Origin of the sequence: Mesorhizobium sp. M7A.F.Ca.CA.004.06.1.1 (assembly GCF_003999135.1) — a bacterium.
Classification (GTDB): Bacteria; Pseudomonadota; Alphaproteobacteria; order Rhizobiales; family Rhizobiaceae; genus Mesorhizobium.
The window spans coordinates 1-13,005 of sequence record NZ_RZPQ01000088.1 but is presented as its reverse complement, the minus strand read 5'-3'; the positions used below and the strand labels follow the sequence as shown (position 1 = coordinate 13,005).

Below are 13,005 nucleotides of genomic sequence, written 5' to 3'. Positions count from 1 at the left end.
GGGCGCAAGCCCATCCTCATGCTCAACATCGTCAGCTATTCGGTGATCGGCGCGCTGGCCGCCTTCTCGCCCAATCTTGGCATTTTCCTGGCGCTGCGCGCGCTGTTCGGTATCGCCATGGGCGGCGAATGGGGACTGGGCAGTTCGCTGGCCATGGAATCCATTCCGCCGAGCGCACGCGGCATGGTCTCCGGCATCCTGCAATGCGGCTATCCGGCCGGCTATCTGCTGGCGGCGGTGGTCTATGGCCTGCTCTATCAGCAGACGATCGGCGGCTACACGATCGGCTGGCGCGCCATGTTCCTGCTCAGCTTCGTGCCGGCGCTGATCGTGCTCTTCATCCGATCGCATGTGCCGGAATCGCCGGCCTTCGTCGAAGCGCAGAAGACCGCGAGACCGGGCATGTGGGAAACGCTGCAGAAGCACTGGGGCGTCGCGCTCTATGCCGTCGTCCTGATGATGTTCTTCAATTTCTTGAGTCATGGCACGCAGGACCTCTACCCTACCTTCCTGAAGAAGCAGCACGGCTTCGATCCGCATACGGTGAGCTGGATCACCATCGTCGCCAATATCGGCGCCATCGTCGGCGGCCTGGCTTTCGGCGCGCTGTCGGAGAAGATCGGCCGCGTCAACGCCATCACGCTGGCATGCCTGATCGCCTTGCCATCCATCCCGCTATGGGCCTACTCGACCACGCCGTTCATGCTCGCCATCGGCGCCTTCGTCATGCAGGTCGCGGTCCAGGGTGCCTGGGGCGTCATCCCCGTGCACCTCAACGAGCTTTCGCCCGGCGCGGTGCGGGCGACCTTGCCCGGCTTTATTTATCAGGCGGGCAATCTCGCCGCGTCCTATGGCGGCCCCTATCAGGCGGGAATCGCGGAAAGCGCCGGAGGCAGCTATGGCTATGCCCTGGCGCTGTTCGCAGGCGTGGTCGCCGTCTGCATCATCGTCGTCATCCGTTTCAGCCCGGAACGACGTGGCCAGGTGATGACCGTCCTGACCTGAGCGGCGCCTAACCAAGCCTCAGCGCGACGACGCCGGCCACGATGCTGAGCGCGGCGGCACCGCGCCAGCCGGTCATTTTTTCGCCGAGAGCGAAGACCGAGATCATCATGGCGAACAGGATCGAGGTTTCGCGCAGCGAGGCCACCGAAGCGATCGGTGCTTTGGTCATCGCCCACATGACGATCCAGTAGGCGGCGCCGCTGAGCACGCCGGTGAACAGCCCTGCCTTCCAGTCGCGCGCCAGCACCGGCAGTGCCTTCGGCCCACGGAAGATGAGGCACAGCACCAACGCGCCAAAAGCATCGCAGATGAACAGCCAGGCGGCATAGCTCTGCGCGGTTGCCGCCAGCCGCGCGCCACTGCCGTCCGACAGCGTATAGCTGGCGATGAAGATGGAGGTGCCGAGCGCAAAACCGACCGCGCGCAGGTTAAGCTTTTCCAGATGCGCGCCGCCACGAAACGACATCACCAGCGTGCCGGCCGACAACAGGAAGATACCGAGCATGGCGAACGGGCCGGGAATCTCGGCAACGACGAACATGCCTCCAAAGGCCGAGAGCAGAGGTGCTGTGCCCCGTGCCAGCGGATAGGTCTGTGCGAAATCGCCGGCCTTGTAGGCGCCGATCAGGAAGGTCCGGTAGCCCATGTGGAAAATGACCGAGGCGATGATGTAGGGCCACACCTCCGCCTTCGGCACTTCGACGAAGGGCAGCACCACGAGTGCCGCCGCGCCCATGCCTAATGTCATCAGCGTGATCGACAGGAAGCGGTCGAGATGAACCTTGACCAGCGCATTCCAGATCGCGTGCATGGCAGCGGCGGCAAGCACTGCAAAGAAGACGAAAAGCGTCATGTGGCGATGCCGGGCGTTTCCAGGTCTATGTCGACCCGCAGCGGAAAATGATCCGAGGCAACCTCGCCGATGTCGGCACTGATCGAACGCACCCGCCCGGCGAACATGCCGCCGACGAAGCAATGGTCGAGCCGGCGCTTTGCCAGTCTGCCGTCGATGGTCTTCACATGGGTGTGGAAGTCCGGAACCGGCTCCCCGGCAACGGCGGCGGCATCGACGAAACCGCTGAGATAGGCGGCACCCCTATGGTAGGGCGTGCTGCCGACGATGCGGCGATACTCGGCGCTGTCCGGCTCCATGTTGAAATCGCCCATCCAGATCGCCGCCAGCGGGTTTTCCGGCTCCGCTTCGCCGCTGGTCCAATTGCGCGTGGGCTCGTCGTCGACGCCGCTCCACGGTCCGCCATCGGACGGTGCCCGGCGATGCTCGGCCATGAGGTAGTCGATCTGCTCCAGCCGCTCCTCGGCCGCGATGTGGGCGAGATGCAGCGACAACACCCGCACCGGCCCTGCCGGGGTGCGGATCATGCATTCAAGCGCGGCGTTGCGGGTGTTGAGCGGCCGCTGCGTGCGGCGCATCGGCAGCGCATGCAGCCGCGACCAGACGATCGGAAGTTTCGACAGCAGCATGGTGCCAAACTGGCGGCGCCGATTGACCAGACGGCCGTCGCGCCTTTCGCTGGCATCCATGTCGAAGGCCGGGCCGTAGACCCAGTGATGTTCGGGCAGCAGACGCGAAAGCAGTTCCGGCTGGTCGTCGAAATTGCTGCGCTGCCAGTGCCGCTCGACCTCTTGCAGCGCAATGATGTCGGCGCCGGCAACGATGCGCGCGGCGCGCGAAAGATCGTAGCGGCCGTCGCCGCCGAACCCGTACTGGATGTTGTAGCTGACCAGCTTCATTGCTTATCCGGCTCAATTTCGTGTTGGCAGTAACGGTTCGATGCCACGGTGGCAATGTGCAGGAGAATGGACGTGGCTTGGACCAGCCTTGCCCTTCACCGGGATCATGCACCGATCCCGAAGCACTTCGATATCTTCCGTGCGCCGGAAAACGGCGTGCGATGCCTTATGTATTCAGCGGCTGGAAACGGCCGGGTGGCGACGCCGCCAGTTCGGTCCAGTCGATCTCTTCCTCAAGGCGATGATAGGCTTCGTCGCCAATCGTCCCGTTGCGGCGCAATTCCTCCAGCGCGTCGCGCTGGCTCTTGATCGCATAAAGACGCAAGCGGTCATATTCGGTCGCCGCCTGGGCATCGTCGGGATTTTTGGCGATCTTGCGTTGAGCGGCATATTGCTCGCGCACCGCGGCCGCCGCGTCCGATGTCTTGCCGCTCAATATGTCGAGCGCGGCTTGCATGACCACGACGCGCGCCTGCGCGATCTCGCGGTCGACCGTTTCGTCAGGGTCGAGGTTCAGCAGGCGCAGCAGCGGCTTCAGGCTCATGCCTTGCAGCACCAGCGTGCCGAGCACAACCGTGAAGGCAGCGAGCACGATCGGGTCGCGGGCCGGGAAGTCAGCCGGCAGGGCGAATGCCGCCGCAAGCGTCACCAAACCGCGCATCCCGCACCAGCCGATCAGCACGCCGCCACGAAACGACGGAGCGTCACGCTGACGATCAGCCACGCCGAAACGGCCAAACCACCTGATGATCGCGCCGCACCCCAACACCCAGATGAGGCGTGAGACGATGACGATGGCAAGCACTGTCCCAGCCAGGACGAACGCATCGGTCTGCCCTTGCCCGGCAAGCCGGCCGACGATCGTACGCGCCTGCAGGCCCATCAGCACGAAAGCCAGAACATTGAGCACGAAGACCGCCGTCTCCCAGACCGAATAGGAGCTGATGCGGTTTCTGGCCGGCATGCGGCGCGGCGCGGTGCGGGCGATCGTCATGGCATAGACGACTATGGTGATGATGGCCGACAGTCCGATCCTGTCGGCCAGGATCCAGACCCCGAATGTGCCGGCAAATTGCACCACAGTGCCGCTCGCCGGGTCTTCGATCCGGCCCAGCGTCATCAGAGACACCCGGCCAAGCAGGTAGCCGGCCGCAAGACTGCCGAGCGTGGACAGCAGGATCATCGGAACGGCGCTGCTCAGCAGAATGGAACCTGCCGCCGCCGAAATCGCCATCCGGTAGATCAGCAAGGCGGTGGCGTCGTTGAGCAGGCTCTCGCCTTGCAGAATGGCAGTGATGCGGTGCGGCACCTTGAACTGGCCAAGCACGGCCGATGCCGCAACCGCATCGGGCGGCGCCACGATGGCGCCAAGCGCTATGGCCGCGGCGATCGGCAGGCCTGCCATCGCCCAGCCGGCAAGTGCGACCGTCGCTGTCGTGAAAAGGACGGCGCCAAGCGCCAGCAGCACAAGCGGCACCCTGTAGCGGTTGAGATCGCGCAGCGAGGTATCATAGGCGGCATCGAGCAGCACCGGCGCGATGAACAGGGCTAGCGCCAGTTCCGGATCGATCTCTATGGTCGGCACGCCAGGCACGAAGGCGATGGCCACCCCGGCCAGCGCCAGCAAAGAGGGATAGGGAACCTGTACGCGCCGCGACAGCGCCGTCAGCGCGACAGCGATCAAAAGCAGGACAAGGGTGAGTTCGAAAAGAGCCATGGGCTGTTACTTCAGTGAGACGGGATTGCCGGCGCAGATATACCTGCAGGATGGGGTCGATTGGCCATCAAACTCAAGCCCTCTGGCAGTACGCCTTAAACAGCCTCTTGCCGTACAAGAATGGCATGATCCTCATCGGCCAGTATGACTCGCCTTTCGTCCGCCGCGTCGGAATCGCGCTGACCTTGTATGGAATTGCCTACGAACATCGTTCCTGGTCGGCCTTCGGCGATGCCGACAAGATTCGGCCCTACAATGTGCCGATACTGGGGCTCGACACAATGGCGAGGTGCTGATCGAGAGCCATTTGATGCTCGACTACCTCGACAGCCTGGTTCCGGCCGACCGACGGGTGTTTCCGGCGACCGAACCGGCGCGCCATCAGGCGCTGAAGGTCTCGGCCCTTGCGACCGGGCTGGGCGACAAGGCGATCAGCCTGTTCTACGAATTGCGACTGCACGAGAAAGTCTCGAACCTCTGGATCGGGCGCTGCCGTACACAGATCGAAGCTGTTCTGGCTGTGCTGGAGGCCGATCGTCAGGAGGGGCCGACACCATACTGGTTCGACGGCCGCATCGGTCACGCCGACATCGCGGTTGCCGCGGCGCTCCGCTTCATCGACGAGGCCCATCCCGGGCTGGTTTCGCTGACGGGCTTTCCGGCTCTGGAAGCCCACGCCACACGGATGGAAGCCCTGCCGGTCTTCCAGGCGATTTCGAAGCCCTTCATCGCGCCAGCTTGAGGCCAGGCCAGCATAACAATCAGCCTTGACCTATGAAAACCAACGGTCGTTTATTACTGGTCGCCAAAGTCATGTCGCAACAATTGGCTGATCGAGGACCTCCCATGCTGAGATTGTCCGCAACGCTGTTCACATTGATACTGCTCTCGCCGGCGGCTGGCGCTTCCGCGTTATATGATGAATTGGCGGCGGCTAAGATCAAACTTCTGGGAACGACGCGACCGGATCCGGGCATGGGGCTTTGGGCGCAGAAGACTAACGAGACAATGATGTCTCTCATCGAAGGGAAGTGGATCGACCTTGGTTATTCCGACCTGACCAACGAAGACAACATGAAGAAATACTGTGATAAATTTGGAGAGTCCTTTAAGAAATTGACGGACTATTCCTTCGACATTATTGGTCCGGTTACCCGTTCGAAGCACGCGATCCACAGAGAGTACATTTTCAAAACGGGGATATCCTACAACTACCGATGGAACATCGAACAGCAAATGGAGGTGCTCGGCAGTGGAAACGGTAAGGAAATTCTGAAGAACGCCAACGGGACGAGTGCATTGCTGATGATGACACCCAATACCCTGCTGGAGATCGATTTCAGCTTCGCGCAACCTATCCTTTGGGGACGTTGCCCCACCGAATAGAACACTGGCTTCGCTTCGCTTGGCCATCCAAGCCGGTGTTGCCGTTTTTAGTGCAGCACCAGCATGTCGCTCGACGAGAACGAGATCTCAGCCTTTTCACCAACAGCGGGCGGCGGGGTTGCCGGGCTGTTGAAGGTGTCGAGCGAGACCGTGTTGCCGCCGATGCCGACGCGAACCCGGATGACCGAGCCGAGAAAATGCACTTCGGAGATTTCTCCCGAAAGGCTGGAGTCACGGCCGGGCTGACGGCCCAGCGAAATCGCTTCCGGACGCAGCGCCAGCGACAGCGTGTCGCCGGACTTGGAGCCGTTGAGCTTGCCCTTGAGCGAAACCTGTTCGGAATTGACCCGCACCGTGCCTGCAGCGGCATCGGTGACGGTGCCTTCGAGCACGTTTAGCGTGCCGACGAAATTGGCGACGAACTTGGTCGCCGGGCGGTTGTAGATCTCGAACGGCGTGCCGACCTGCTCGGCCTTGCCGCCATACATGACGGCGATCCGGTCCGAGATCGACAGCGCCTCCTCCTGGTCGTGCGTCACGAAAATGGTTGTGATGCCGAGCTTCTTCTGGATCGAGCGGATTTCCTCGCGCAGCGACACGCGCACCTTGGCGTCGAGCGCCGACAGCGGCTCGTCGAGCAGCAAGAGCTTCGGCTTCGGCGCGATGGCGCGGGCCAGCGCGATGCGTTGCTGCTGGCCGCCCGAGAGCTGGTAGGGATAGCGATCCACCATCTGCGGCAGCTTGATGATGCCGAGCATCTCGGCGACACGAGCATCGATGTCCGCCCTGGGCATGCCGGCGACCTTCAGGCCGAAGCCGATATTCTGCGCCACGGTCAGGTTTGGAAACAGCGCATAGGCCTGGAACACCATGCCGACATTGCGCTGGTTGGGTTTCAACCTCGTAATGTCCTTGCCGCCGACGACGATCGTGCCGGCGCTCGGCTCCTCGAAGCCCGCCACCATACGCAGCACGGTGGTCTTGCCGCAGCCGGACGGGCCGAGGAAGGAGACGAATTCGCCGCGCTCGACGTCAAGATTGAAGTCCTCGACCACCGTGGTGGCGCCGAAGGATTTTCGAACGTGCTGGATGGAGAGGAATGGGTCGGCCATGGCTTTGACTTTCAGTTCGGACGGTTCGCCGATCTCGGCGCGAAGCGGGACAGGATCTGTATCAGCGACATGCAGCCCCAGGTGATGGCGAAGGCGATGATGGCAAGTGCCGCCGGCTCATAGGCGCGGTTGGCGCCGATATTCTGCAGATAGGGGCCGAAGGCCGGCCGGTTGAGCAGGCTGGCCATGGTGAATTCGCCGATGACGATGGCGAAGGTGAGGAAGGCGCCCGAGAGCACCGCGATCAGCACGTTGGGCAGGATGACACGGGTGATGATCGTCCCCCAACCAGCACCAAGGATCTGTGCCGCCTCCGTCAGTGTGCGCACGTCGATGGTGCGAAGCCCGGTGTCGACGGCGCGATACATGTACGGCAGCGCCAGTGTTGCATAGCCGATGACCAGCAAGGCATTGGTGCCTGTATCGGTCGCCAGGAACGGCAGCGGCGAATTCGACCCGTACATTCTGATGTAGCCGAAGACGATGACGATGGCCGGAATGACCAGCGGCAGCAGGGTAATGAATTCGACGATCGGCCGCAATTGCGGCAGCCGAAGCCGAATCCAATAAGCGGCGGGCACCACGATCAGCACGCCGAGAATGATGGTGAAAACGGCGGCCAGTACCGAATAGCCGAAGGTGGCCTGGAAGCGGGCATCGCCCAACACGACCTTGTAGGCGTCGAAGGAGTACTCCCCGCGCCGCATGCGCATCGAGAACTCCACGGTCGCGATCAGCGGGATGAAAAAGTAGGCCGCGCCAAGAGCAAAGACGAGCCAGGCCCAGAACTTTCCCGACTTCATTTCAGCCACCTCTCGGAACGGGTCCGGAACCAGATGTAGAACACATTGGCAAGACCTGTGATGACGATCATGCCGAAGGCGATGGCATAACCGAGATGGGCATTGTGCAGCACATCTCCACGGATCTGTGCATAGAGCAAAATCGGCACGATGTTGAGCGACGAGCCGGTCAGCGCATAGGCGGTGGCGATGGCGCCGAAGGCGTTGGCGAACAACAGGATCACGGTGCCGAGGAAACTCGGCCAGATCACCGGAATGACCACCATGCGCCAATACTGGGACATGGTCGCGCCCAGCGTCGCGGCGGCCTCGCCCCATTCCTTCTTCAGTCCGTCGATGGCCGGCACGATGATCACCACCATCAATGGTATCTGGAAATAGACATAGGTCAGTGTCAGGCCCCAGAATGACAGGATGTTGAAGCCGTGCGCGTAGATGTTAAGGCCGAACACGGTGTTCAGGATCACCGTCGCAATGCCGAGGCGGCCGAGCGTGGCGAGGAAGGCAAAGGCCAGCGGCACGCCGGCAAAATTGGAGGCCACGCCGGAAAACGTCAGTGTCGCCGAACGTATCCAGTCTGGCAGGCCACCGCGCACGATGGCGATGGCAATCGCCAGGCCCGCAAATGCGCCAATCAGCGATGACGCAAGACTGATCTTGATCGAAACCCAGTAGGCGGCAACGATGGACGGTTGCGCCAGCGCTGCGATGTTCTCGAGCGTGAATTCGCCGGCATCGTTCTGGAATGCACCCAGCATCAGATAGAGCGTGGGCAGGATGAGGAACATGATGGCGAAGATGAAGAAAGGCGCGACACCAAGCCATTGTGTCGGCAGCCGCATGCTGCGTGCTTCGGCGGGAGGCGCAGTCTTCCCGGTAACAGCGTGGTCGGACAATGAGATATCAGTCATGCGCCGGCTACCGTCTTCGAGAGAAGGACCGGGCGGCCGCGAAGCCGCCCGGCATGGTGTGAGTTACTTCACGTTGGCGCCGACGACGGCGTCCCAGTTCTTGCTGATCGCTTCCTTGGCCTTGCCCTGCTCGTCGAGCGTCGGAAACACTGCTGCGGCATAGGATTCCGCCGGAGGCAGCTTTGCCAGCACGTCCGCCGGGATCTTGCCATTCTTGGCGAGATCGTTGAAGCGGATCGGGTGGCAATAACCCTTCAGCCAGCCGATCTGGCCTTCGTCGGAGTAGAGGTACTCCATCCACAGCTTGGCTGCGTTCGGATGCGGCGCGTAGGCGCTGATCGCCTGCACGTAGACGCCGGCGACGACACCGGTCTTCGGCACGACGACGTCGACGGGCGGATTGCCCTTCAGCGTGTCGCGGCCGGCGAGCGCATTGTAGTCCCAGTTGATCAGGATCGGGGTCTGGCCCTGGGCGAGGGTTGCCGGCTTGCCAACGACCGGAACGAAATTGCCGGCGGCGTTGAGCTTCTTGAAGAAGTCGAGGCCAGCGGTGCCGGCGGCTTCACCGGCTGCAGCGCCACCGGAAAGGCCTGCAGCGTAGACCGCCTGGATGGCTTGGTTCGAGGCGCGCGGATCGCCGGCAAGAGCAACCGCGTTGGCGAATTCCGGCTTCAAGAGGTCAGCCCAGTCGCTCGGTGATTCCTTGACCAGATCCTTGTTCACCATGAACGACAGCACGCCGTAATAGTCGCCGTACCAGAAGCCCTCGGCATCCTTGGCGCTGTCGGGGATCGAGTCCCAGGTCGACACCTTGTAGGGCTGGATCAGGCCGTCGGCCTTGGCGGTCGGGCCGAAGGACAGGCCGACGTCGATGACGTCGGGCGCCTGCGGGCCCTTGTTGTCCTTGTTGGCCTTGATCGCCTCGATCTCGTCGCCGGAACCGGCATCGGGATTGAGTTCGTTGACGGTGATTTCCGGATACTTCGCCTTGAAGCCTGCAATGACGTCGCCGTAGCCGCACCAGTCATGCGGCAGCGCGATGGTGGTGAGCTGGCCTTCCGCCTTGGCGGCCTTGACGAGATCGTCCAGCGAATCCGCGGACGAAATCACCGTCGACGCGAAAAGCGCCGCGGCCGAAAGGGAAAGCACTTTCCCCGTGAATTTGAACATGTGTTCTCTCCGTTGAACTGACGCCGTTGGACGCCTGCGATGCGGTATCGTTTTCATGTGACAGCCAGATGAAAGCTTTGTGAAAGCGGCTGCTCGCAGTGCGAAAAAGTAAACTCTTTTTAACCTGATGTAGCAATCGCTCCGCGATTCTTTTTCCGGCTAACTAGTTTTTGCCTTGCCCGTCATCCTCCCCCTTGTTTTCATAGCCCCTTTTCAGATCACTTTGCGGCGCGGAAAACGCCTCAGACCGTGCCGGCGATGGCGTTTTCGAGCAAGGTCAGCGCCGCCTTCTTGGTCAGCTTGACCGGGTTGCCGCCGGCAGTCGGATCGACCACCGCCATATCGGCGATCAGCATCTTACGTTTCTTGTCCATATCGAGCCCCTTGATAAGGCCGGGCAGTGCATGCGGCACCTTCAGTTCCTTGCGAAGCTTGATGATCGCCTTGGCGAAGCCGTCAAAGCCGCCCTTGATGCCGCAATAGGCGGCGAGCCGGCCGATACGCTCCTCGATGGAGTCCCGGTTGAAGGCCAGAACATAGGGCATGAACACCGCGTTGGTCATGCCGTGATGGGTGTCGTAGAGCGCGCCGACCGGGTGCGACAGCGAATGGATGGCGCCGAGCCCTTTCTGGAAGGCGGTGGCGCCCATGGCGGCGGCGCTCATCATATGGGCGCGCGCAACGAGATCCCCGCCGTTGGCATAGGCCTTCGGCAGGTTCTCGAAGACCAACCTCACACCTTCGACGGCGATGCCGTCGGCCATCGGATGGTAGCCGGGCGCGCAATAGGCTTCGAGGCAATGGGCCAGCGCATCCATGCCGGTACCGGCGGTGATGAAGCCCGGCATGCCGACCGAAAGCTCCGGATCGGCAATGACGATAGCCGGCAACAATTTGGGATGGAAGATGACTTTCTTGGTGTGCGTGGCCTCATTGGTGATGACGCCGGCGCGGCCAACCTCCGATCCGGTCCCGGCGGTGGTCGGTGCGGCGATGATCGGCGCGATGGCATCCGAATTGGCGCGCGTCCACCAGTCGTCGACATCCTCGAAATCCCACACCGGCCGCGTCTGCCCGGCCTGGAAGGCGATCAGCTTGCCGAGATCGAGCGCCGAGCCGCCGCCGAAGGCGATGACGCCGTCATGCTTGCCCTTCTTGAACACGGCGATGCCGGCGGTCAGGTTGGATTCGACCGGGTTCGGCCTGACCTCGGAGAAAACGCCGTAAGGGACCTTCGCATCGTCGAGGATCTCTAGGGTCGAGGCGACGACCGGCAGTTTCGCCAGTCCAGGATCGGTGACGAACAACGGCCGCTTGATGCCGGTGGCCGCCAGCACCTCAGGCAATTCCTTGATGCGGCCGGCGCCGAAGCGGACGGTGGTGGGGTAGTTCCATTTGGAGATCAGCTTGGACATTTTTGTCTTTCAATAAATCAGATGGCTTCGCGCAGATGGAATGATTTCGGCCTGGTGAGATTGTCATAGCCGATGGCCGACAAGCCCGCGCCCTTGCCGGTGTCCTTGACGCCGGTCCAGACCAGTGCCGGATCGAGGTAGTCGCAGCGGTTCATGAACACCGTGCCGGTCTCGACCCGATTGCCGATCGCGACGGCATGCTCGGTATCGCGGGTCCAGATCGAAGCCGTCAGCCCGTAAGGACTGTCGTTCATCAGAGCGATCGCCTCTTCGTCGTTACGCACCTTCATGATGCCGACGACCGGGCCAAAGCTCTCTTCGCGCATGACGCTCATCTGATGATCGACTTCTGTCAGCACTTCCGGTGCCAGATAAGGCGAACCGGCCTTGTCGTTAGCCACCTTCATGTCGATGTGCGCCTTGGCACCCTTGCGCAGCGCTTCGGCCTTCTGTTCGCGGATCAGATCGGCGAAGCGCGCCTGCGCCATCGGTCCCATCGTCGTCGCCTGGTCGAGCGGGTTGCCGACGACATAGTTCTTGGTCTCGGCGATGAAGCCTTCGACGAATTCGTCATAGACCTTTTCGTGCACATAGACGCGTTCGATGCCGCAGCAGCACTGGCCGGAATTGTAGAAGGCGCCGTCGACCAGATTGGCGATCGCATGATCCATCTTGGCGTCCGGCAGCACATAGGCCGGATCCTTGCCGCCCAGCTCGAGGCCGAGCGTCATGAAGGTGCCGGCCGCCGCCTTTTCGATGGCGCGGCCACCGCCGACCGAACCGGTGAAATTGACATGGTCGATCTTTCCCGAGCCGAGCAGCCTTTCGGTCTGGGCGTGATTGAGCACGACATTCTGGAACACGCCCTTGGGCAGGCCGATCTTGTCGAACGCCTGCTGAAAGCGCTCGCCGACCAGCAGCGTCTGCGCCGCATGCTTGAGGATGACGGTGTTGCCGGCCATCAGCGCCGGCACGATGGTGTTGACGGCGGTGAGATAGGGATAATTCCACGGCGCGATCACCATGACCACGCCGAGCGGGTCCTTCTTCACATAACGGCGGAAGCCGTCCTTCGGGTTGGAGGCAGGCACCGACTTGAGCGCCTGCTCGGCGATCTCGACCATATAGGTGGTGCGTTCCCTGACGCCGCCGAACTCGCCGCCGTAGCGTACGGGCCGCCCCATCTGCCAGGCGATCTCCGGCACGATCTCGTCTGATATCGCGACCAGCGCTTCCAGCATGGCGAGCATGTACTTGCCGCGCTCGACGATCGGCGTCTCAGCCCATTTCTCTTGCGCCGCCTTGGCGCGTTCCACCGCTGCATTGATCGCCTGGTCGGTCGCGATCGGTCGCTCGGCATAGATCGAACCGTCGATGGGGGATATGAGTTTGACCGTCTCGGTCATTTTGTAAGTCCTCGTATTCTACAACAAAATCGTATGGCCTGGCACTGCCCCTCATCTGCCTGCCGGCACCCTCTCCCCCACGGGGAGAGGGTAAGAGTGAAGGGGCGCCGACGAACCGTCGATACCTAGTACCGCTCGAACCCTCTGTGCAGTTCCCAATCCGTGATGCGGCGGTCGTATTCAAGCTGCTCCCACTTTGCGGTGTGGACATAATGTTCGAGCACATCCTCGCCGAGCGCCTGCTTGAGCATCGTCGACTGCGCAAGCGTCTCGGTGGCATCGCGCAGCGTCTTCGGAATCTCCGGCAGGCGCGATGCCTGATAGGCAT

General features: G+C 62.1%; 11 protein-coding genes and 2 pseudogenes. 3 read left to right on the top strand and 10 right to left on the bottom strand.

What is annotated here, in order from left to right; genetic code table 11:
- Nucleotides 1–1,005 (top strand): MFS transporter (locus EN906_RS08300; RefSeq protein WP_127375132.1); only part of this gene is annotated, 1,005 nt, incomplete at its 5' end.
- 7 nt (nucleotides 1,006–1,012) lie between these two features.
- Here EN906_RS08300 and EN906_RS08295 read toward each other — a convergent pair.
- The 3 genes from EN906_RS08295 to EN906_RS08285 all read right to left on the bottom strand — a co-directional run bounded on the left by EN906_RS08295 (nucleotide 1,013) and on the right by EN906_RS08285 (nucleotide 4,474).
- Entirely contained in the window at nucleotides 1,013–1,858 is an 846-nt protein-coding gene (locus tag EN906_RS08295) for an EamA family transporter (RefSeq protein WP_013529691.1), read from the bottom strand.
- Nucleotides 1,855–2,757 carry an endonuclease/exonuclease/phosphatase family protein gene (locus EN906_RS08290; RefSeq protein WP_127272321.1) on the bottom strand — a complete coding sequence of 301 codons (903 nt, stop codon included), beginning with the start codon at nucleotides 2,755–2,757 and terminating at the stop codon, nucleotides 1,855–1,857. Before EN906_RS08290 ends, EN906_RS08295 begins: the two co-directional genes overlap by 4 nt.
- A 166-nt stretch (nucleotides 2,758–2,923) precedes the next feature.
- Nucleotides 2,924–4,474 (bottom strand): sodium:proton antiporter, encoded by a 1,551-nt coding sequence (locus EN906_RS08285; protein ID WP_127270713.1) that lies wholly within the window; start codon nucleotides 4,472–4,474, stop codon nucleotides 2,924–2,926.
- Nucleotides 4,475–4,599: 125 nt separating this feature from the next.
- Here EN906_RS08285 and EN906_RS08280 point away from each other — a divergent pair.
- Nucleotides 4,600–5,216 (top strand): annotated as a pseudogene (locus EN906_RS08280) (glutathione S-transferase N-terminal domain-containing protein).
- A 32-nt stretch (nucleotides 5,217–5,248) separates the two neighbouring features.
- A complete protein-coding gene (locus EN906_RS08275; RefSeq protein ID WP_127272319.1) occupies nucleotides 5,249–5,860 on the top strand; it encodes a hypothetical protein in 612 nt (203 codons plus the stop codon).
- Between the two features lie 47 nt (nucleotides 5,861–5,907).
- On the opposite strand, the gene EN906_RS08270 is transcribed toward EN906_RS08275, so the two are convergent.
- From EN906_RS08270 to EN906_RS08240, 7 genes and pseudogenes are all read right to left on the bottom strand, one after another.
- The gene (locus EN906_RS08270) at nucleotides 5,908–6,972 is read right to left on the bottom strand and encodes an ABC transporter ATP-binding protein (RefSeq protein ID WP_127375131.1); all 1,065 of its coding nucleotides are present in this window, start codon (nucleotides 6,970–6,972) and stop codon (nucleotides 5,908–5,910) included.
- Nucleotides 6,973–6,983: 11 nt separating this feature from the next.
- Entirely contained in the window at nucleotides 6,984–7,775 is a 792-nt protein-coding gene (locus EN906_RS08265) for an ABC transporter permease (RefSeq protein WP_023759707.1), read from the bottom strand.
- On the bottom strand, nucleotides 7,772–8,686 hold the full coding sequence (locus tag EN906_RS08260; RefSeq protein ID WP_127375130.1) for an ABC transporter permease subunit: 915 nt from the start codon (nucleotides 8,684–8,686) through the stop codon (nucleotides 7,772–7,774). Before EN906_RS08260 ends, EN906_RS08265 begins: the two co-directional genes overlap by 4 nt.
- Nucleotides 8,687–8,749: 63 nt before the next feature.
- Nucleotides 8,750–9,856, bottom strand: coding sequence for an ABC transporter substrate-binding protein (locus tag EN906_RS08255; protein ID WP_127272317.1), 1,107 nt, complete (start codon nucleotides 9,854–9,856; stop codon nucleotides 8,750–8,752).
- Between the two features lie 242 nt (nucleotides 9,857–10,098).
- The gene (locus tag EN906_RS08250; protein WP_127375129.1) at nucleotides 10,099–11,271 is read right to left on the bottom strand and encodes an iron-containing alcohol dehydrogenase; all 1,173 of its coding nucleotides are present in this window, start codon (nucleotides 11,269–11,271) and stop codon (nucleotides 10,099–10,101) included.
- A gap of 17 nt (nucleotides 11,272–11,288) precedes the next feature.
- A complete protein-coding gene (locus tag EN906_RS08245) occupies nucleotides 11,289–12,677 on the bottom strand; it encodes an aldehyde dehydrogenase family protein (RefSeq protein WP_127268305.1) in 1,389 nt (462 codons plus the stop codon).
- A 125-nt stretch (nucleotides 12,678–12,802) separates the two neighbouring features.
- Nucleotides 12,803–13,005 (bottom strand): annotated as a pseudogene (locus tag EN906_RS08240) (glutamine synthetase); the annotation flags it as partial.

What these genes read in the sequence shown, in the direction of transcription:
- EN906_RS08285 (WP_127270713.1), bottom strand. Translation starts at nt 4,474, where the DNA reads ATGGCTCTTTTCGAACTCACCCTTGTCCTGCTTTTGATCGCTGTCGCG.
- EN906_RS08245 (WP_127268305.1), bottom strand. Translation starts at nt 12,677, where the DNA reads ATGACCGAGACGGTCAAACTCATATCCCCCATCGACGGTTCGATCTAT.
- EN906_RS08275 (WP_127272319.1), top strand. Translation starts at nt 5,249, where the DNA reads ATGAAAACCAACGGTCGTTTATTACTGGTCGCCAAAGTCATGTCGCAA.
- EN906_RS08255 (WP_127272317.1), bottom strand. Translation starts at nt 9,856, where the DNA reads ATGTTCAAATTCACGGGGAAAGTGCTTTCCCTTTCGGCCGCGGCGCTT.
- EN906_RS08295 (WP_013529691.1), bottom strand. Translation starts at nt 1,858, where the DNA reads ATGACGCTTTTCGTCTTCTTTGCAGTGCTTGCCGCCGCTGCCATGCAC.
- EN906_RS08260 (WP_127375130.1), bottom strand. Translation starts at nt 8,686, where the DNA reads ATGACTGATATCTCATTGTCCGACCACGCTGTTACCGGGAAGACTGCG.
- EN906_RS08265 (WP_023759707.1), bottom strand. Translation starts at nt 7,775, where the DNA reads ATGAAGTCGGGAAAGTTCTGGGCCTGGCTCGTCTTTGCTCTTGGCGCG.
- EN906_RS08250 (WP_127375129.1), bottom strand. Translation starts at nt 11,271, where the DNA reads ATGTCCAAGCTGATCTCCAAATGGAACTACCCCACCACCGTCCGCTTC.
- EN906_RS08290 (WP_127272321.1), bottom strand. Translation starts at nt 2,757, where the DNA reads ATGAAGCTGGTCAGCTACAACATCCAGTACGGGTTCGGCGGCGACGGC.
- EN906_RS08270 (WP_127375131.1), bottom strand. Translation starts at nt 6,972, where the DNA reads ATGGCCGACCCATTCCTCTCCATCCAGCACGTTCGAAAATCCTTCGGC.